Origin of the sequence: Clostridium mucosae (genome assembly GCF_024622765.1) — a bacterium.
In the GTDB taxonomy this organism is placed as follows: Bacteria; Bacillota; Clostridia; order Clostridiales; family Clostridiaceae; genus Clostridium.
Genome location: NZ_JANKAF010000001.1, coordinates 126,801 through 146,633, shown reverse-complemented (window position 1 = coordinate 146,633; position 19,833 = coordinate 126,801). Strand labels below are relative to the sequence as shown.

The window sequence follows — 19,833 nt, the reverse complement described above, 5'->3', positions numbered from 1 at the left end:
AAATATCTCCTCCTATTTAAGGTAAAGTGTATCTAAAAGTTTTATCTTTTCCTCTACCATTTCCTTAATTCTACTTGTGTACTCTCTAACATCTTTAACATTTCCAAATCTTTCAATTCTATTTTCTTCTAGAAAGACTACTTTTGATACGGCATCTGCTCCTAAAGCTATTATAGTTTGCTTATCTTCTATCATCTGTATATTATATAAGCATTCTTTGCCTTCTTTAGAATAGCCTAAATTCTCCATATTGCCAACCATATTTTTTTGTCTATACATATAGTATGGCTCTATATTTAAACTTTTAGCTAAACTTCTACTTACTTCATACATTGATGAAAGTTCATCTTGCTTCTTTATTTGTATTCCTTTTTTTAAAATGAAGTTTTCATAAAGAATTGATGCTCTTTTTAAGGATAATCCATGGACAGTTAAGCTATCTGGTCTTAACTTTAAGATTTCATTTGCAGTATATTCTGCTTCTTTTATCCCTTCTCCTGGCAAGCCAATTATCATATCCATATTTATATCATCAAATCCTAAATTTCTAGCTAAGTTAAATTTATCTATAACATCTTTTGATGTATGTCCTCTACCAATCATTTTTAATGTATCATCGTTCATTGTTTGAGGGTTAATACTTATTCTAGTAGTGTTATATTTTTTCATAGTTTGAAGCTTTTCTAAAGTTATACTATCTGGTCTTCCACATTCTACAGTAAATTCAACTATATCTTTATCTAATACAAAGGCATTGTAAATTTCTTCCATAATATCTTCAAACTCTTCATTATTTACTGCTGTTGGAGTTCCTCCACCAAAATATACACTTTCTATTTTTAAATTTCTCTCATTAACATATTCTTTCATTTCTCTTATTTCATATGTTAATGCTTCTAAATAAGGATTTACTAATTTTTTATTTCCACCTATAGGATTAGCTGTAAAGGAACAATAAAAACATCTTGTTGGACAAAATGCCATTCCAATGTAGATAGCAATACTCTTTTCATCTTTATTTACAAGTTCTTGCTCTTTTTTAGCTACTTTTATGCAAAGCTTAGCTTTTTCTTCTGAAGCTAAGTACTTCTTTGCAAATATATCTATTATTTCCTTTTCACTTTTTCCTTCTTCTAAGTATTTCAACGCTATTTTAGATGGCCTTATTCCTACAAGTATTCCCCATGGATAGTAATCTCCTGTTATTTCTTTCAATGAAGAAAAAATTAATCTCTTAATATCCTCTTTTATATTTTCTAAAACAGTACATTCTCTATAAAACTCATTAAATGAAAATGATATTTTATCTTCTTCTATGTTTATTATATAGTTACCATCTTCTTCAAACTTAATTTCATCAAGCGCATAATATATATTAAACATTTGATATACGTCATATCTATATTTTAAATTATTTAAACTAATTTTTAATTCCATTTATTCTCCTCTTATGCTAGAAATGGATTTTTCATCCTTTCAAATATAATAGTAGATTTTGGTCCATGACCTGGGTAAACTTCTACATCATTATCAAGTACCATAAGCTTAGTTTCTATACTTTCTATAAGCTCATTATAACTACCGCCTAAGAAGTCTGTTCTACCTATTGAACCATTAAATAAAGTATCTCCAGTAAATACCTTATCTTCTACTAAGTAACAAGTTCCACCTTTTGTATGCCCTGGGGTAAATATTGCTTTAAAAGTTAATTCTCCAACCTTTATTTCATCACCCTCATTTATATATTTATAAATGTTAGGTAGCTTTCCAAATATTCCTGAAGAATCCATTTCCATATATTCTTCTTCTGCTTTATTAAGATAAACATCTACTTTATATTTATCTTTTAATTCTTCTACAGCTCCATTGTGGTCAAAATGGCAATGTGTTAAAAGTATTACTTCTATTTCAATTCCTAGAGCTTCAATTTCTTTCATTAAATAACTAGCCTCTGCACCTGGGTCTATTACAGCAGCTTTATTTGTCTTTTCATCTATTACTAAATAACAATTTGTTTGCAATGATCCAAGCGGATATGTTTTTACTATCATACTTATCCTCCTTTTTAAAAGTTCTTTTTGCTATCTAACATTAAAGTCACAGGTCCATCATTTTGGATATCTACTTTCATATGTGCTCCAAACTCACCAGTTTCAACTTTCAAATTTGATTCCTTTAATAATTCAACAAACCTTTCATATAAAACTTTTGCTTTTTCCCCACCTTCTGCTTCCATGAAGTTTGGTCTTCTACCCTTTCTACAATCTCCATAAAGAGTAAATTGAGAAATCACTAAAATTTCACCTTTTACATCTAAAACTGATAAATTCATTTTATCAGATTCATCTTCAAATATTCTTAAATTAACTAGCTTCTCTTTAATATATAATAAATCTTCCTCAGTATCATCCTTTGAGATGCCTATTAATACATTCAGTCCTTTATTTATTGACCCAATAATATTTTCTTCTACTGTAACTTTAGAAGATGTTACTCTTTGAACAACGGCTCTCATATAATCACCTCTTTAGTTATTCATTCTATATACATCCATTACACCTTTTAGTCTTCTTATCTTTCTCATAAGCTCTCTTAGCTGTTCAATGGAATCAATTTTTACCTTTATATTTATTATGGCAATATTGCCTTTTGATGATTTAGCATTTAATGCATTTAATGGTAATTTAGCTTCAGTTATTATCATCATTATATCCGATAATATTCCTATTCTATCTTCTGCTCTAACTTGTATTTCAGCTACATAGGCTGTTCCCTTTGAAGAACCCCATGAAACTTCTACAACTTTTCCATTATCATAATCAATTAAAGCTTTTAAATTACTGCAATCACTTCTATGAACTGAAATTCCTCTTCCTTTAGTTATATATCCAAGTATCTCATCTCCCGGAACTGGATTGCAACATCTAGCAAACCTTACCATAAGATTATTAACGCCTTTTACTGTTACTCCATAATCATTAGGAGATGTTTTCTTATTTGTATTTGCCTTATCTGATTTAGAAATATGATCATCAATTGACTTATTTATGCTTTCTAAACTTTGTTTTTCAGTAATATTTTCTTCTTTTAACTTAGCTATATATGATGAAGCTGAAATCTGCCCCACTCCTATTGAAGCATATAAATCTTCCATACTGTGAATATTGTATCTTTTAACTGACTTTTCGTATGCTTCACCTTTGGCAATTTCTGAGTAAATTACCCCTTGCTTCTTTAGTTCTTTTTCAAAAACTTCTTTCCCTTTATCTATATTTTCTTCTTTTTTAATTTTCTTAAACCATTGTCTTATTTTACTTTTAGCTTGATTACTTTTAGCCATATTTAGCCAATCCATATTAGGTCCCTTAGCATTATTAGATGTTAATACTTCTACTATTTCACCTGTTTTTAGATTATAATCAAGAGGTACTATTTTACCATTTACCTTTGCTCCAATACATCTATTTCCTATATCTGTATGTATTCTATATGCAAAGTCTATTGGAGTAGCTCCACTTGGTAAATTTATCACAACGCCTTTTGGAGTAAATACAAAAATTTCATCTGTAAATAAATCTATCTTAAAACCTTCAATAAATTCTTCTGCATCTGATGTTTCTTTTTGCCACTCAAGCATATCTCTTAACCATGCAAGCTTATTTTCAAAGGATTTTTCCTTATCTTCTTGCGTATCACCCTCTTTATACTTCCAATGTGCTGCTATACCATATTCTGCAGTTTTATGCATCTCAAAGGTTCTAATTTGTATTTCAAATGTTTTCCCTTGAGGCCCTATTACAGTAGTATGAAGAGATTGATACATATTAGGCTTTGGCATTGCTATATAATCCTTAAATCTACCAGGAATAGGTTTATATATAGTATGAACTATCCCTAATACACCATAACAATCTTTAACTGTATTTACTAAAATTCTTATTGCTGTTAAATCGAATATTTGCTCAATACTTTTATTTTTATTTATCATCTTTTTATAGATACTATAAAAATGCTTTGGTCTTCCATCTATATCAGAATCTATTTCAGATTCCTCCAATTTATTATGTAAATCTTCTATTATTTCAGCAATATAAGTTTCTCTTTCAGCTCTTTTTTCTGCTATTTGTTTTACTAAATCATAATACTCTTCTTCATGCAAATATCTAAAAGATAAATCTTCAAGTTCCCACTTAATTTTAGAAATACCTAATCTATGAGCTAATGGAGCATAAATATCTAAAGTTTCTTTAGCCTTTTGCTTTTGTTTTTCTTTAGGCATAAATTTTAAAGTTCTAAGATTATGTAATCTATCCGCTAGCTTTATAATTATTACTCTAATATCCTTTGCCATAGCTAAAAGCATTTTTCTAACATTATCGGCTTGTTGCTCTTCTTTTGTCTTATATTCTATTTTTCCAAGCTTAGTTACACCTTGAACTAAATCTGCAATTTCTTCATTAAATATGTTTTTTATATCATCATATGTATAGTGTGTATCTTCTATAACATCGTGTAAAAGTCCAGCTACGATTGTACTAGTATCCATACCCATTTCAGCAAGTATTTCAGCCACATCTATTGGATGTGTTACATAGGGCTCACCTGACTCTCTCTTTTGGTTCTTATGAGCATCACATGCTAAATCATATGCTTTTTTTACGATATCTGTATCTATATTGTTACAATTTTCATTTATTTTTCGTAATAGGCTTTCATACATATGGGTAATCTCCTTTGATTAAGTCTAAAATAATTGGCTGGTTTTAACAACCAGCCATTTTCTTTTATTATATAATATTTGATTTGATATTTCAACAATATTAAAATTCGTAATCAACTAAAGACATAACTTCATATTTTCCTAATTTATCTCTTCCATGTAAACCTGTAAGCTCAATTGCGAAATCTAAACAAACTACTTCTCCACCAGCTAATTCTACAAGCTTAGCTACTGCATCTATTGTACCACCTGTTGCTAGTAAATCATCAACTATTGCAACTCTTTGTCCTTTTTTTATAGCATCTTTGTGTATTTGTAATGTATCGCTACCATATTCTAAATCATAAGTTATTGATATTGTTTCACCAGGTAACTTTCCTGGCTTTCTTACTGGTACAAAACCTATACCCATTGCATAAGCTACAGGAACTCCATAAATAAACCCTCTTGCTTCTGGCCCAACTATTAAATCTATATTTTTATCCTTAAGATGTTCAACCATTTTATCAATTGAATATCTTAGTGCTTCTCCGTCTCCAATTACTGTTGTTATATCCTTGAAGCTTATTCCTTCCTTTGGGAAATTTTCAATTACTCGTATCTTTTCTTTTAGATTCATGATAAATCCTCCATTACTAAAAATTACAAACTATATAATCATTTTTCTTACTAAAAACCATCAATATAATTTTACAGTAATTATCTAATTAATTATATAGTTATCTTTGATTTGTTTAAATATTTTGTTATTTGTTCAGCTCTATCTTTCTTAGTAGTAGTCAAAAGTTCTATAATTATACGTGCATTATCCATCATTGTAACTGCATTTATAGTTGGTGTAATGACATCTATAATTTTCAATATGCACTCTTCATCCATTTCAACAATACTATAATAATTCATTATAGACCTTAAACCATAATTATTAGTATTTATTAAAAATTTTCTTCCTTCCTTTAAAATAACACCATTTTCTCCTTTTAAAGGAACTTCTGCCCACTGCTCTCCTATAAGTATCAAATCCAAATACTTATTTATGCTCTTTATGTTATAGTATATAGCAATTGCTTGCATTAATTTAAAGGTTAATCCACTAATAGATAAATTTTTATATCTATACTGGCATCCCCTTTGATTTGGATTTATGTATATGTAATTTCTCTCATTATTAACTTCTTTATTTTCCAAAACTATCAAATCTATCCCAAGATCCCTACAAAGCTTTTCTTCTTTTTCTGAACTCAAATCTATACCTAAGGTTATCAAAAGTTGACCCCCTAGAAAACTAACATTATTCTTTATATCTTCTGATGTTATTCCAGAACTAGAAGTTTCATCATGAATTATATATTCTATATCTGCATTTAAATATTTTAATACCAATATTAAAGATGATATAGCACATATTCCATCTACATTAGGTACTCCATAAATAACTATCTTTTTTCTATTATTTATAGCTTCTACCATATGTTCAATAGCTTTATTCATATTTTTAAGTATAAAGGGATTATATCCAGTAATATAATTTGGACTATAAATACTCTCCCAAAACTTACGCATTATAAACTCCTCCATAAAACTTAAGAAAACACATATATTATAATGTAAAATCTCCAATATTACAAATGTTTTCTAAGGAAAAAAATAATAAACCTCCAAAATATTTCGGAGGTTTAACTTTTTTTGTTATTTTTTAAAAGATTAAGCCAATTCAGCTTTACTTTTTTTACCTCTTTTATCTTTTAATATAACCCATACTGGTGAAGCTATACATATAGAAGAATATGCCCCCGTTGCAATACCTATTATTAATGGGAATGTAAACTCCCTAACTGTTGGAACAAATATATTTACGGCTATAATTGTAATTAATGTCGTTAATGTTGTATTTATTGATCTTGACATAGTTTGAGTTAAACTCTTATTTGCAATTTCAGTAGCTGATGCTCTTCTCATGTTTTTAGAATTTTCTCTTATTCTATCAAAAATTACTATTGTATCATTTATAGAATAACCCACAATTGTTAATATGGCTGCTATAAATGGTGTATTAACAGGTATGTTGAAAATTGCAAATACGCTAATTGTAATAAATAAATCATGTACAAGTGCTATGATAGCAGCTATACCATAATTCATTTCAAATCTCATTGCAATATATGCAAGCATTGCTACACAAGCTACTAATAATGCAACAACTGAATTTCTTGTAAGTTCTTTTCCTACTGAAGCTCCAATTTCATTCTGTGATAATAAATCGTCATCTTCTAGATTATATTTATCTTGTAAGGCTTTAAAAACTTCTGAAACTTTTTTACTATCTAAATCTTTTGCTTTAATTTCGTATTGTGTTCCATTTGCCTCATTTGTAACTGCATCTGGAACTATCCCTTTAACTATTTCATCTGCTTCAGGTTTATTAAATCCTTCACCTAATTCAATAACAACTTTAGTACCACCTAAAAAGTCTATACCAAAATTTAATCCTCTTGAAATAGTAAATCCTACTCCAACTACTATAACTATTATTGATAAGGCGAACCAAAGCTTAGTTTTTTCTATAATTTTAAGCATTATTAGCCCCCCTCTTTACTCTAAACTGCCATAAACTCTTTAAAAGTCCCATATCTACTGCAAAATTTATTAAAATTTTAGTAACTACTAAAGCAGTAATTAAACTTAAAACTATTCCTATCATTAGTGTCACCGCAAATCCCTTTACAGTTCCTGAACCTATAAAATACAATATAAGTGCAGCAATAAATGTTGTAGCATTTGAATCCACTATTGATGACATTGCATTTTCAAATCCACTTTTTACTGCGCTTTTAACAGATATTCCTCTAGAAAGTTCTTCTCTAATTCTTTCAAAAATTAAGATATTTGCATCTACCGCCATACCTACTGTTAGCAATAATGCTGCAATTCCTGGTAGCGTTAGTGCTACACCCATCTCTACAAATACTAAAAGTACTAATGTTATATATAATGTTAATGCTATACTTGCCAAAATTCCTGGAACTCTATACCAAAGTATCATGAATATAAATATTAATGATATACCAATAACACCAGCCTTGACTGCATTTGGAAATGCTTCTGCACCTAATTGAGCTCCTACATTATTAATAGATACTGCTTTAACTGTTACTGGAAGCGCACCTGAACTTATAATTCCTGATAATTTTGTTGCTTCTTCCATTGAAGACATTCCATTAATAACAGCTTTCCCATCAGTAATAGCACTTTGAACTACTGGCTGAGATACTACTTCATCATCCATTGATATACTTATAGTCTTTCCTATATTATCAGCTGTAGCTTCAGCAAATTTTCTTTGCCCTTCCTCATTTAATTCTAATGATACAACTGGTCTTGATGTATCATCAAGAATAGCCGTTGCTTCTTTAACATCTTTACCTGTTAAAACAACATTACCTTCTGGGTCCTTAAATTCTAAGTTACCAGTTTTACTTAATCCATCAACTATTTCACTTGAGTTATATGCTCCAGGTATATCTACCCTTATTCTTTTTTCTCCTTCTTCAGTTACTACTGTTTCAGATACTCCAATTTTATTAACTCTAAGTTCTAATAATTGCTTTGTTCTTTGGCGAACATCTGATGGGACATCATCTTCTTGAATCTCCATCAAAACTGATACTCCACCTTGAAGATCAAGTCCTTTAGTTATTGCTTTATTAAAAGACTTAAACTCCCATCCTGCTATTTCAAACCCTTTAAAACCTGTAAATGCTAATGAGAAAATAGCAACGATACAGAGTATAAATAATATTGAACTTTTACTCTTGCTTTTGCTTCTCGCTTTCATGTTCTTCCCCCTCTGGTAAGTTTTCAATTAAAATTATATTACTTATGTTAAGTAATATCAACTACTTTTTACTTAATTGGAGTCGTTTTCCATCCTTTTTATTCCAAATTCTCTTAATAAATATTATTTAGCACACTTATATAAATAAGTATAACTATTATTTTGTAAATTTATACAATAATTACATATAATTTAGATTAATCTCATATTTCATAGAATATTAGTAACTTTAGTTTTGATCATATATTCATTAAATTTAATATTAATCAATTATATATTTTTATTAAATAAAAAAATAAGAGAACATGAAATCCTCTTATTTTTTAATATATTATATAATTATTATGAATTGATTGAAAGAATCTTTGGTTTTACAAATAAATTTTTATTGTATTAATAACGTTATAGATTTACGCCTAGCATTCCAGAAAAAAGGCCAATAAATACACATAATGTAAATTTAATAAAATCATACATGCCTAATGTTGGTTCTGCGCCGAATATAATACCAATTATATATAGAGCTATGTAAAACATACATCCTACTGCTAAACCAACAATCCACCCTTTACTTCCATGTGCTTTTACTGCAACTAGTGAGCCTACAACTAAAGCTAGACAAGAAATAACTACATAAATAATATTAAAAACACCTTCTCCAAGAGTAACACTATTCATTACTAGAGAAAGTATTGCTGTTACTAAAAATGTAATCATAATTGCCCAAACAACACCTTTTAGAACACTTTTAAAATAATTTGACCAGTCCATAAACATTTCACCCCCTAGTATTAATTTATGAAATACTAGGGGGTATTATTCTTATTCTGTTACTTTATTTACTTTTGATGCAATACCATTTTTAGAAATTTTTAATTTTGTTCTTTCAGCGCTAGTTTCGATAATAACATAGTCTTCTTCTACTATTATTATCTTTCCCATTATTCCGCCTCTAGTTACTATTTCATCGTTTTTTTCTAATGCTGATAACATTTCATTGTATTTTTTTGTTCTCTTCTTTTCAGGTAAAATTAGTAAAAAGTACATAAGACCAAACATTAATGCGAATGGTACTACAAGTGATAATATTTGTGCCATTTATATTCATTCCCTTCATTAAATAACTAATATGTTTCATAATAAAAACTATATCTTATTTATATGGTATTGTCAATTATATTAACAGATACTTAATACTTTAAGCTTTTCCATTCCATTCTTTTAATTTTTCTTCTTTAAAGTCTTTAAAGTATCCACCATCTATAGCAGCTCTTATATCTTCCATAAGCTTATTATAGAAATAAAGATTATGTAATACGCATAGTCTCATTGCAAGCATTTCCTTAGCTTTAAATAAATGCCTTATATATGCTCTTGTATAGCTTTTACAAGCTGGACATTGACACCCTTCATCTATCGGTCTTGTATCTAACTCAAATTTTGCATTCATTAGATTTATCTTTCCTTCTTTTGTGAATACATGACCATGTCTACCATTTCTTGCTGGAAGTACACAATCAAAGAAATCTACTCCTCTGTCAACTGCTTCTAATATATTACTTGGCGTTCCTACTCCCATTAAATATATAGGTTTATCTTCTGGCAAATATGGTACTACAGCATCTATAATTCTATACATTTCTTCATGGGTTTCACCAACTGCTAAACCACCTATTGCATATCCATCTAAATCCATCTTTGTTATAGTCTTTGCATGCTCGATTCTTATATCTTCATAACATCCACCTTGATTTATTCCAAATAGCATTTGGTCTTTATTTATAGTTTCAGGAAGTGAATTTAATCTATCCATTTCCTTTTTACATCTTTCAAGCCATCTTGTTGTTCTTGCAACTGACTTTTCTACATACTCTCTTGTAGATGGATTTGGAATACATTCATCAAATGCCATTGCTATAGTTGAAGCTAAATTACTTTGAATTTGCATTGACTCCTCTGGTCCCATAAATATCTTTTTACCATCTATATGTGATGAGAAATAAACACCTTCTTCTTTTATCTTTCTCATTCCTGATAATGAAAATACTTGGAATCCACCTGAATCTGTAAGTATTGGTCTATCCCAATTCATAAATTCATGCAGTCCACCAAGTTTTGCTACAACTTTATCTGATGGTCTTAAATGTAAATGATATGTATTTGATAACTCCACTTGACATCCTATCTCTTTTAAATCCATTGTTGATACTGCGCCTTTTATTACAGCAAGCGTACCAACATTCATAAATACAGGAGTTTCTATAGTTCCATGTGGAGTTTCAAATCTCCCTCTTCTTGCGTTTCCATCCTTTTTTAGTAAAGTATATCTTTTCTTACTCAAAATCTCACTTCCTCTTCTTGTTTATTCTTTTATTAGCATAGAATCTCCAAAGGAGAAAAATCTATATTTTTCTTTAACAGCTTCATTATAAGCATTCATTACATTTTCTTTTCCTGCTAAAGCTGAAACTAACATTATTAAAGTAGATTCAGGCAAATGGAAATTAGTTATTAATTCATCAATAACTTTATATTTATATCCTGGATAAATAAATATATCAGTCCATCCACTTTGCTCTCTTACAAATCCACTCTCATCGCCAATGGTCTCTAAAGTCCTTGTGGAAGTAGTACCAACTGCTATTACTTTATTTCCTCTTTTTTTAGTTTCATTTATTAAATCTGCATTTTCCTTATCTAAGTGATAATATTCGGAATGCATTATATGTTCATTAATATCTTCAACTTTTACAGGTCTAAAGGTTCCTAGGCCAACATGAAGAGTTAAATATGCAATATTAACTCCTTTAGCCTTGATTTCTTTTAATAATTCTTCTGTAAAGTGTAATCCTGCTGTTGGAGCTGCTGCTGATCCCTTTTCTTTTGAATATACAGTTTGATATCTTTCTTTATCTTCAAGTTTTTCAGTAATATATGGTGGAAGTGGCATTTCTCCTAACTCATCTAATACTTGTTCGAAAATTCCCTCATATGAAAACTCTATTATTCTATTTCCTTCTTCTACAACATCCACTACAGTGCATGTTAATTTACCTTCACCAAATGTAAATTTTTGACCAACCTTTGCTCTTTTACCTGGCATAGCTAAACATTCCCATTTATCGCCCTCAATTCTTTTTAATAACAAGAACTCAATTTTTCCACCAGTTCCTTCTTTTTCACCTATTAATCTTGCTGGCATTACTCTTGTATTATTTAAAACTAAGGTATCTCCTTCATTTAAATACTCTATTACATCATGAAAAGATCTATGTTCTATATCTCCACTTTTTTTATCTAAAACCATTAGCTTTGAAGAATCTCTTCTTTCTAAAGGATGTTGTGCAATTAATTCTTCTGGCAAATCAAAATCAAAATCGCTTACTTTCATTTTCTCGTCTCCTAATCTTTATCGTTAATAATTTAATTTTCTCTAAAACAGCTTTTGCTGCTCCCCTGTTACTTTTCTCTTGCCCTTACTTCTACCTAAATGTTCATAGGCTTTATCGGTTGCAACCCTTCCTCTTGAAGTTCTCACTATAAATCCCGTTTGCAATAAGTAAGGTTCATATACGTCTTCTATTGTGCCAAGCTCTTCTCCTATAAAATAGGAAAGTGTTTCTATTCCTACCGGTCCACCATTAAAGTTATCTATTATTGCTTCTAATATCTTATTATCAACTCTATCAAAACCTTTATCATCTACTTCTAAAAGTTCAAGTGCAGCTTTTGCTTCTTTATAACTTATAAGAGAATCTGAATAAACTTGTGCATAATCTCTAACTCTTTTTAATAATCTATTTGCAATTCTAGGGGTACCTCTTGATCTTCTTGCAAGCTCATAAGCACCTTCTTCTGTTATATTACATTCAAATACAAATGCAGATCTAATTATAATTTCTTTAAGTTGCTCTTCTGTGTAATATTGCATATCACAAAGAACTCCAAATCTATCTCTTAATGGAGATGTTAACATACCTATTCTTGTTGTTGCTCCTATTAAAGTAAACTTAGGTAAATCTAATCTTATAGATTTAGCTGCTGCTCCTTTTCCAATAACGATATGAAGAACATAATCCTCCATTGCTGGATATAATATTTCTTCTACATTTCTATTTAATCTATGTATTTCATCTATAAATAAAACATCATTATCTTTAAGTGTTGTTAATATTGCAGCTAAATCACCAGCTCTTTCTATTGCTGGCCCAGAAGTTATTTTAAGCTCTCCATCCATTTCCTTTGCTATAATATTAGCCAATGTAGTTTTACCAAGACCTGGTGGTCCATATAATAGTACATGATCCAAAGCTTCATCCCTATTTTGTGCCGCCTTTATAAATATATTTAATCTTTCTTTAACTTTATCTTGGCCTATATACTCATTTAAACTCTGTGGCCTTAAACTCAAAGAATTTCCATCTTCAAATATTTCTTGTGGTGTTATTATTCTTTCCATAATTCACCTCTATCCCATAAGAACCTTTAAACAATTTTTAATTATATTTTCTAGAGTATCTGTCTTATCTACTTTTTTAAGTGCAGCCTCTGCTTCTTTTTCTGAATATCCAAGAGCTAAAAGTGCACCTAAAGCCTCTGCTATATTGCTTGCATTATTTGGCATTAAATCTTCAAATTCACCTGATCCCTCTATTACTTCAGCTATATCTTCTTTTTTAATTTTATCTTTTAACTCTAATATAATTCTTCCTGCAGTTTTTTTCCCAATTCCAGGAGCTTTACATAAATGTTTTTCATCTCCCATCATTATTGCATATCTTAAATTATTAATTCTACTAATTGATAATAATGATAATGCAGCTTTTGCACCAACCCCATTAATAGATAGTAATAATTTAAACATTTCAAGTTCTTCTCTAGAATCAAATCCATATAACCCTAAAAAATCTTCTCTTACTATTTGCTCAAGATATAACTTAACTTCTTCGTCAATTCTTGGCATAGATGACATAGTTGCTCCTGATGTAAATATCTTGTAACCTATCCCATTATTTTCTACAATTATATAATCTCTATTTATACCTTTATATTTTCCTCTTATGTATTCGTACATACAACTAACCCCCTCATATGCCAACTAAATACTCTTCTTTATTTAGTTTCTAACCTACACTATACTTTATCATTATAAATAAAATAATTCAAGGTAGAAACATTATCATAGAGATGCAAAAGGAGTAAGATTAATTTCATCTTACTCCTTTCTATAAAATAATTATTAAAAAACTTATCTATTATTACCTATAAAAAATAATGCCAATGTTCCTGGACCTGAATGTGCTCCAATAACTGGTCCTACGTTATTTATAATAACTTCTTTTACTTTTGTTTCTTTTAGAATCAAATCTCTCAAATGCTCTGCTTCAGCTAAACAATCACCATGGCTTATAAATATTGTTTGATCTTCTGGACTCACAATTTTTTCTTTTAATTTTTCTTGTAATTCCTTAATTGATTTTTTTCTACCCTTTACTTTAGAAACTGGGGTTAGCTTTCCTTCATCATCTACATGCATTATTGGTTTTATGCTAAGCATTGTTCCAACTATAGCAACTGTACTTGATACTCTACCGCCTCTTTTTAAATGATTTAAATCATCTACAGTAAACCAATGATTAACTTTCAATTTATTTTCTTCTATCCAGTTTACTATTTCTTCCTTCGTTGATCCATTTTTAAGCATATTAGCAGCATAATAAACTATAAGTCCTAGTCCTAGTGATGCACTTTTTGTATCAATCACTGTAATATCTGCAGATTTAATTTCATCTTCTACTGCTTCCTTAGCTATTCTTGCACTATTTACACAACCACTAAGTGCTGATGAAAATCCTATATAAATTATTGAATAACCTTCACTAGAATATTTTTTAAATGCTTCTGCAAATGTATATGAGTTAACCTGAGATGTAGAAGGCATTTCACCTGATCTAATCATATCATAAAACTCTTTATACTTTATGCTTTGTCCTAGATCATCTGGAATGTCATCACCCTTTATATTAACTCTAAGCTGCATTATTTCTATATTATTTTCTTTAACAAAGCTTATAGGTAAATCACAACAAGAATCTGTTAAAATAACTGTCTTCATAGTCATCTCCTCCCAAAATATCTTTTATAATTATAATATGCTTTTTATTATACATCTATATTCAAAGTTTTTCTATGAAGTTTACAAAGTAATTTAATATTATACTTCATAATCCACTACAACTCTTGATTCAATTACCCTTTTTATAAAATTAACTACCTTTAAATGTTTTTCATGATTTTGATAATAATTTAAATCTTCTTTTGATTGGAATGTTGAATATAGAACTACGTCATAAGCTTGAATAGACTCTTCAAAATTTATTCCTACTTCTAATTCTAATACTTTATCTATACTTTCTTTCAAACTTTCTATCTGTCTTTTTATTTCTATAGCATTAATTTCCTTAGTATTCCCTTCTGCACTATCTTTTAACTTCCACATAACTATATGCTTAATCATAAACTTCCTCCTTATTTAATATTTTTAAATCTATGTCTAAATTATATAATTTTACGTTTATATCTTCAAAATCAACACCTTCATAAATTTTTATATGTTTATTTGTAATTCCAAAATAGGCCTTGCTTACGTCTACTGGGATATTTATTCTTGTTTCTACTGGTATCCACCCAACGCCCTGAATGTATACTTCTGCCCATGTATGATATAAATTTTTAGAAGTTTTTCCTAGAATAAATTTTGCTGGTATATTAGATGCCCTACATAATGCAATGAATACGTTAGTACATTCACTATAACTTCCTTTCATAATACTTATCGTCTTTAAAGCACTTTGAGTATCTTCGCCTTCATATATTCTTGTAGATAACTCATCATCAAATTCTATATTTCTGGTAAATTCTAATATCTTATTTATTATCATTAGTTTATTTTTCTCATTACCAATCAAATTCTTAGCAAAATCTTTGATATATTTAGAATCACATTCTATACTTTTGGTTGGCATTAAGTATTTTTCTAATCTTTCTATATTTAATTCTTGTTGAATAATTAGAGGATGAGTTTCTAATATAATTTCATAGTTTGGTTTTTTCCTATATAAATTTTTTACACTTTGATGAGAAGAATTTAAAAGATTTACATCTATTTTGCTTCCTTTAATGACATAAGTTTTATTGATTAAAAATTCATTATTTAAAAAGTCACTCCTTAAAACCTTCATTTTACCTATTATTACTGATTTAATATTTTCATTAATTTCATTAATTTTATTATTTATATTAATATTATAATAGCCTTCTTCCTCATCCTTTTCAGCATACTCTTTACTATTAGTAATATTAAAAACATAAATTTCACTATCTATATTAACAAAGCTATGTTTTAATAATATAAGATTTTCTAAATTTTCAACATTTATAGGTATAATTAAATGCTTGCCATACTGATTTTGAATTTCCTTAGCAGTTTCAACTACTAGCCTATTCCAAATATCCAAGCCCTCAAAGTTTTCCTTTATATTGTTATTTAATATATTATCTAACATCAAGGCTACTTCATACGGATTATAAACTATGCTATTTTCAATTTCTTCACAAACTTTTTTTGAAATACCAATATTATCGTTATTATTCATTACATCATTTATAATAACTATCAAGTTAACCCCTCCAATACCCATTGTAAATATTTTACTATTTATTCTATATTATTTTAACATAATATAAGTTATTTTATAAGTTGTAATATATATTTAAATAATTTTATTAAAAGAAAAAGCACTATAATAGTGCTTTTAAATCTCTTCCTTACTTTGTCTTGAAATATTCAGTAATATGCCTATTGCAGATAAATTAAACACAAGAGAAGTCCCTCCATAACTTATTAACGGCATTGGAACACCCGTTACTGGCATTGAACCTGTTACAACTGCAATATTTATTACTGCTTGTATAGCAATTACTGATATTATTCCTATAGCTAATAGATATCCATAATTATCTCTCGCCTTAACTGCAACAGAAGTACCTTTAATAACTATAAATATAAATATTGAAATTATAGCTACACATCCTATAAGACCAAGTTCTTCTCCTATTATTGCAAATATAAAATCATTGTGCGGTTCTGGCATAAATAATGCCTTTTGTCTTGAATTCCCAAGTCCAACTCCAAAAAAACCTCCTGAACCTAATGCATAAAGTGATTGTATAAGTTGATAACTATCTCCTGTTGGATCTGCCCATGGATTTAAAAAGCTAGTAAGTCTTTGCAGTCTATAAGGCTCCATAACAATCAACCCAAGACCCGCCGCTAACCCCATTGGAATAAGTGATAACAAATGGCTTATTTTAGCTCCACCAACTAATATCATTATGAATGCAACCATCATAACAATTGCAGTAATACTTAAGTTTTTCTCTAAAATTATTAATCCTGCAAATACGGCTGCTATAGCTAAATAATATAATGTTCCTGCTTTAAATTCTTTAATTTTACCTCTTCTTTTATCAATTAGTAACGCTAAGTATAATACTACAACATATTTAGCTAACTCTGATGGCTGTAATGATAATCCCCCTAATCTAATCCATCTTCTTGCTCCATTAATATCTGCCCCAACAAATAAAACAACTACTAAAAGACCTATCGTTATTATAACTAACCAAGGAGTCCATTTTTTATAAATATGATAATCTATAGACATAGTAACTATCATACCTACCACTCCTACAACCGTCCAAAGTATTTCTTTAGTAAAATAAAATTCTGAATTGAATACTTTATCCTGATACAAAGCATAATATGAACTTGATGAATATACCATAACTATACCTATGAAAAGCAATACTACTATAGCACATAACAAACTGTAATCTATATTTTTCATTTTTATTTTTTTTCTTTTTATTGAAGGTTTTTTCTTTTTATTTCTCCCCTTTATATCTAACTTTCTTACATTATCCATATTATCTCCTACTATCCTATTATTTCAAATCTAATTTAACTTTTGTTCCCTTTTCAATAAGTTTACCAGCAATAACATCTTGACTATCTACTATACCTGTACCATTTGCTTTAAATGTAATTTGAAGCTTATTTAAAATATTTGTTGCCTCTTCTAAGGTCTTGCCTTCGAGATTTGGCATTATTAACTTATTTGCATCATTTTTAGGATCAGATAAATTAACACTTATAATTGAATTTTCTTCAACTAATGAACCTGGATAAGGTTCCATACTAGTAACTTTAGATCCTTCTTCCTCTAAAGTTATATTTAAATTATTTGCTTCTAATATACTTTTTGCTTCGTCAACTGATTTTCCTCTTAACTCAGGAACAACTACTTTCTTTTTTTCTGTATATCTTTCAGTATAAACTTGTGAATCCATGTAAGTAAACATTTCTGACAATAATGATTTTAATACTGGAGTTGTAACAGGTCCCCCATAGTATTGACCTGCACTTGGGTCTTCAACCTTTATAAATATTGTTACTTGAGGATTTTCAACAGGATATAAAGCAACCACTGATGCAATGTACTTGTCAGCTGAATATCCTCCCAATATAGGATCAACTTTTTGTGCTGTCCCAGTTTTAGCTCCTACTCTTCTCTCTTTACCCATAAAGCTTCCAATTTCTTGTCCTTGATTTATAGTTCTTTCAAGATAATCTCTTAGTACAGCTGTTGTTTCTTCTGAAATTACATTTTCTTCAACTGCAGGTTTAAATTGTTCATCTATTACTTTTGTTCCATTATCAGATTCATGTGTAACTTCTTTCATAATATGTGGTTGAATTAACTTTCCTCCATTAGCTATAGCATTGAAAGCTCTCATAAGTTGAATGCTATTTACAGTATTAGTTTGTCCAAACGCAATAGTGGCTAAATCCATTTCGCTCATATCACTTACTGATTTTATAATTCCTTCTGATTCTCCTTGAAGATCTATTTTAGTCAACTTTCCAAAGCCAAATTTATCTATATACTCTTTTAATTTTGCACTACCTAACCTAGATCCTAATTCCATAAAACCTACATTACAAGAATTTTGTAGTATTTGTGGTAATGTTTGAGTTCCATGCCCTGCTGTATTCCAACATTTAATAGTTGTAGATCCAAATTTTACTCCACCATCACAATAAAATGTATCATTTTCATGCGCAACGCCTTCTTCTATAGCTGCTACCATAGTAATATTCTTAAAGGTAGATCCTGGCTCAAACGTGTTACTTATAGAACTATTTCTAAACATATTTTGTAGCTTTTCAAAATCATTTTCTCCTTCAAAATTCTCATATTCATCGTATGGATCATTAGGATTAAAGTCAGGCTTATTTACCATTGCTAAAATTTCGCCATTATTAGGATTCATAACTATAATTGATACTTCTTTTGCTTTATTTTCTTCGTAAGCCTTTTGAGCTGCTCTTTCAGCCATTAATTGAATATTTTCATCTATTGTTAACATAACATCTTTACCGTCAATTGGACTTGTATATTTTACTGTTTGGAATGGTAATTCCTTTAATGAACCATCAACTTCTGCTATTTTATAACCAGCTATTCCTGTTAATTCTGAATCATATTGTAATTCTACTCCATTTAATCCTGTATTATCGGAATTCACACTTCCTAATACATGTGATAAAAAGTTATTATTAGGATAATATCTCTTTGGATTAATAGAAATAACAACTCCATATATATTTAATGCTTTAATTTTATCTGCAACTTCTTTTTCTATTCCTGTAACAAGTGTACTATTCCTTATTTGAGTTCCATCTTCACCTACAGTGTTTAGTTTATCTTTAACTTCATTAAAAGGTATTCCTGAAGCATTTGCTAATTCTTGTGCAACTTTATCTATAGTTGTCCCCTCGTCTTGTAAATGTATTTTTATTGCATCTAAATCTAAATCTACCCTATAAACATCAATAGATGTTGCAAGTATAGAACCATTTCTATCTTTTATATCTCCTCTTTTAGCCTCCACAGAAACTTGTGAATTCCATTGACTTTGAGCCATATGTTTATATTCTTTATTTTTATAAATCATTATATAAGTTAATCTTCCTATTAAAAATAAGAATATTAAACAAATACTTATGCTACTATATAAAGCTCTTTCTCTTGAATAAATTTTTTTAAATTTATTGGTTTTTCTTTTATTAGTTTTTCTTTTATTATTCATTCTTCTCCCCCATGGTGCTATTTAAAGATTACTATTCATAGGTTGTCCAATTAATTATATCAAA

19 protein-coding genes are annotated in these 19,833 nt (G+C 29.0%); all 19 read right to left on the bottom strand.

The window, feature by feature from the left end; all coding sequences use genetic code 11:
* Positions 1 to 12: 12 nt before the first annotated feature.
* The 19 genes from NSA50_RS00725 to NSA50_RS00635 all read right to left on the bottom strand — a co-directional run bounded on the left by NSA50_RS00725 (position 13) and on the right by NSA50_RS00635 (position 19,769).
* Entirely contained in the window at positions 13 to 1,437 is a 1,425-nt protein-coding gene (locus tag NSA50_RS00725; protein WP_257442241.1) for a coproporphyrinogen III oxidase, read from the bottom strand.
* Positions 1,438 to 1,448: 11 nt separating this feature from the next.
* Positions 1,449 to 2,051: an MBL fold metallo-hydrolase gene (locus tag NSA50_RS00720; protein WP_195265621.1), complete on the bottom strand. Its 603-nt coding sequence runs from the start codon at positions 2,049 to 2,051 to the stop codon at positions 1,449 to 1,451.
* A 14-nt stretch (positions 2,052 to 2,065) separates the two neighbouring features.
* Positions 2,066 to 2,515, bottom strand: coding sequence for a D-aminoacyl-tRNA deacylase (dtd, locus tag NSA50_RS00715; protein WP_257442240.1), 450 nt, complete (start codon positions 2,513 to 2,515; stop codon positions 2,066 to 2,068).
* Between the two features lie 12 nt (positions 2,516 to 2,527).
* Positions 2,528 to 4,720: a RelA/SpoT family protein gene (locus NSA50_RS00710; protein ID WP_195265625.1), complete on the bottom strand. Its 2,193-nt coding sequence runs from the start codon at positions 4,718 to 4,720 to the stop codon at positions 2,528 to 2,530.
* Between the two features lie 100 nt (positions 4,721 to 4,820).
* Entirely contained in the window at positions 4,821 to 5,339 is a 519-nt protein-coding gene (locus NSA50_RS00705) for an adenine phosphoribosyltransferase (protein WP_195265627.1), read from the bottom strand.
* 92 nt (positions 5,340 to 5,431) lie between these two features.
* Positions 5,432 to 6,283, bottom strand: coding sequence for a DHH family phosphoesterase (locus tag NSA50_RS00700; RefSeq protein ID WP_195265629.1), 852 nt, complete (start codon positions 6,281 to 6,283; stop codon positions 5,432 to 5,434).
* 141 nt (positions 6,284 to 6,424) lie between these two features.
* Positions 6,425 to 7,297 carry a protein translocase subunit SecF gene (gene secF / locus NSA50_RS00695; RefSeq protein ID WP_195428483.1) on the bottom strand — a complete coding sequence of 291 codons (873 nt, stop codon included), beginning with the start codon at positions 7,295 to 7,297 and terminating at the stop codon, positions 6,425 to 6,427.
* Complete coding sequence (gene secD / locus NSA50_RS00690; RefSeq protein ID WP_195265633.1) at positions 7,290 to 8,555, bottom strand: protein translocase subunit SecD; 1,266 nt, start codon at positions 8,553 to 8,555, stop codon at positions 7,290 to 7,292. The genes secF and secD overlap by 8 nt, the downstream gene beginning before the upstream one ends.
* A gap of 402 nt (positions 8,556 to 8,957) precedes the next feature.
* Positions 8,958 to 9,326 carry a TIGR04086 family membrane protein gene (locus NSA50_RS00685; protein WP_195265635.1) on the bottom strand — a complete coding sequence of 123 codons (369 nt, stop codon included), beginning with the start codon at positions 9,324 to 9,326 and terminating at the stop codon, positions 8,958 to 8,960.
* A gap of 51 nt (positions 9,327 to 9,377) precedes the next feature.
* The gene (gene yajC, locus NSA50_RS00680) at positions 9,378 to 9,653 is read right to left on the bottom strand and encodes a preprotein translocase subunit YajC (protein ID WP_195265637.1); all 276 of its coding nucleotides are present in this window, start codon (positions 9,651 to 9,653) and stop codon (positions 9,378 to 9,380) included.
* Positions 9,654 to 9,753: 100 nt separating this feature from the next.
* Positions 9,754 to 10,896 carry a tRNA guanosine(34) transglycosylase Tgt gene (gene tgt / locus NSA50_RS00675; RefSeq protein ID WP_257442232.1) on the bottom strand — a complete coding sequence of 381 codons (1,143 nt, stop codon included), beginning with the start codon at positions 10,894 to 10,896 and terminating at the stop codon, positions 9,754 to 9,756.
* Positions 10,897 to 10,917: 21 nt separating this feature from the next.
* A complete protein-coding gene (gene queA, locus NSA50_RS00670) occupies positions 10,918 to 11,946 on the bottom strand; it encodes a tRNA preQ1(34) S-adenosylmethionine ribosyltransferase-isomerase QueA (protein ID WP_257442229.1) in 1,029 nt (342 codons plus the stop codon).
* A gap of 42 nt (positions 11,947 to 11,988) precedes the next feature.
* Entirely contained in the window at positions 11,989 to 13,014 is a 1,026-nt protein-coding gene (gene ruvB / locus NSA50_RS00665) for a Holliday junction branch migration DNA helicase RuvB (protein WP_257442227.1), read from the bottom strand.
* A gap of 9 nt (positions 13,015 to 13,023) precedes the next feature.
* Positions 13,024 to 13,629, bottom strand: a complete 606-nt coding sequence (gene ruvA / locus NSA50_RS00660) for a Holliday junction branch migration protein RuvA (protein WP_195265646.1) — start codon at positions 13,627 to 13,629, stop codon at positions 13,024 to 13,026.
* 174 nt (positions 13,630 to 13,803) lie between these two features.
* On the bottom strand, positions 13,804 to 14,670 hold the full coding sequence (locus NSA50_RS00655) for a DegV family protein (protein WP_195265648.1): 867 nt from the start codon (positions 14,668 to 14,670) through the stop codon (positions 13,804 to 13,806).
* A gap of 99 nt (positions 14,671 to 14,769) precedes the next feature.
* A complete protein-coding gene (locus NSA50_RS00650) occupies positions 14,770 to 15,072 on the bottom strand; it encodes a Dabb family protein (RefSeq protein ID WP_195265649.1) in 303 nt (100 codons plus the stop codon).
* A complete protein-coding gene (locus NSA50_RS00645) occupies positions 15,065 to 16,234 on the bottom strand; it encodes a transglutaminase-like domain-containing protein (protein ID WP_195428487.1) in 1,170 nt (389 codons plus the stop codon). Before NSA50_RS00645 ends, NSA50_RS00650 begins: the two co-directional genes overlap by 8 nt.
* Before the next feature lie 135 nt (positions 16,235 to 16,369).
* A complete protein-coding gene (spoVE, locus tag NSA50_RS00640) occupies positions 16,370 to 17,542 on the bottom strand; it encodes a stage V sporulation protein E (RefSeq protein ID WP_195428489.1) in 1,173 nt (390 codons plus the stop codon).
* A 19-nt stretch (positions 17,543 to 17,561) separates the two neighbouring features.
* A complete protein-coding gene (locus tag NSA50_RS00635; RefSeq protein WP_257442221.1) occupies positions 17,562 to 19,769 on the bottom strand; it encodes a stage V sporulation protein D in 2,208 nt (735 codons plus the stop codon).
* Positions 19,770 to 19,833: the final 64 nt, after the last annotated feature.

Excerpts from the sequence above, each read along its gene's own strand:
- NSA50_RS00725 (WP_257442241.1), bottom strand. The coding sequence starts at position 1,437 with ATGGAATTAAAAATTAGTTTAAATAATTTAAAATATAGATATGACGTA.
- NSA50_RS00720 (WP_195265621.1), bottom strand. The coding sequence starts at position 2,051 with ATGATAGTAAAAACATATCCGCTTGGATCATTGCAAACAAATTGTTAT.
- dtd (WP_257442240.1), bottom strand. The coding sequence starts at position 2,515 with ATGAGAGCCGTTGTTCAAAGAGTAACATCTTCTAAAGTTACAGTAGAA.
- NSA50_RS00710 (WP_195265625.1), bottom strand. The coding sequence starts at position 4,720 with ATGTATGAAAGCCTATTACGAAAAATAAATGAAAATTGTAACAATATA.
- NSA50_RS00705 (WP_195265627.1), bottom strand. The coding sequence starts at position 5,339 with ATGAATCTAAAAGAAAAGATACGAGTAATTGAAAATTTCCCAAAGGAA.
- NSA50_RS00700 (WP_195265629.1), bottom strand. The coding sequence starts at position 6,283 with ATGCGTAAGTTTTGGGAGAGTATTTATAGTCCAAATTATATTACTGGA.
- secF (WP_195428483.1), bottom strand. The coding sequence starts at position 7,297 with ATGCTTAAAATTATAGAAAAAACTAAGCTTTGGTTCGCCTTATCAATA.
- secD (WP_195265633.1), bottom strand. The coding sequence starts at position 8,555 with ATGAAAGCGAGAAGCAAAAGCAAGAGTAAAAGTTCAATATTATTTATA.
- NSA50_RS00685 (WP_195265635.1), bottom strand. The coding sequence starts at position 9,326 with ATGGACTGGTCAAATTATTTTAAAAGTGTTCTAAAAGGTGTTGTTTGG.
- yajC (WP_195265637.1), bottom strand. The coding sequence starts at position 9,653 with ATGGCACAAATATTATCACTTGTAGTACCATTCGCATTAATGTTTGGT.
- queA (WP_257442229.1), bottom strand. The coding sequence starts at position 11,946 with ATGAAAGTAAGCGATTTTGATTTTGATTTGCCAGAAGAATTAATTGCA.
- ruvB (WP_257442227.1), bottom strand. The coding sequence starts at position 13,014 with ATGGAAAGAATAATAACACCACAAGAAATATTTGAAGATGGAAATTCT.
- ruvA (WP_195265646.1), bottom strand. The coding sequence starts at position 13,629 with ATGTACGAATACATAAGAGGAAAATATAAAGGTATAAATAGAGATTAT.
- NSA50_RS00655 (WP_195265648.1), bottom strand. The coding sequence starts at position 14,670 with ATGAAGACAGTTATTTTAACAGATTCTTGTTGTGATTTACCTATAAGC.
- NSA50_RS00650 (WP_195265649.1), bottom strand. The coding sequence starts at position 15,072 with ATGATTAAGCATATAGTTATGTGGAAGTTAAAAGATAGTGCAGAAGGG.
- spoVE (WP_195428489.1), bottom strand. The coding sequence starts at position 17,542 with ATGGATAATGTAAGAAAGTTAGATATAAAGGGGAGAAATAAAAAGAAA.
- NSA50_RS00635 (WP_257442221.1), bottom strand. The coding sequence starts at position 19,769 with ATGAATAATAAAAGAAAAACTAATAAAAGAAAAACCAATAAATTTAAA.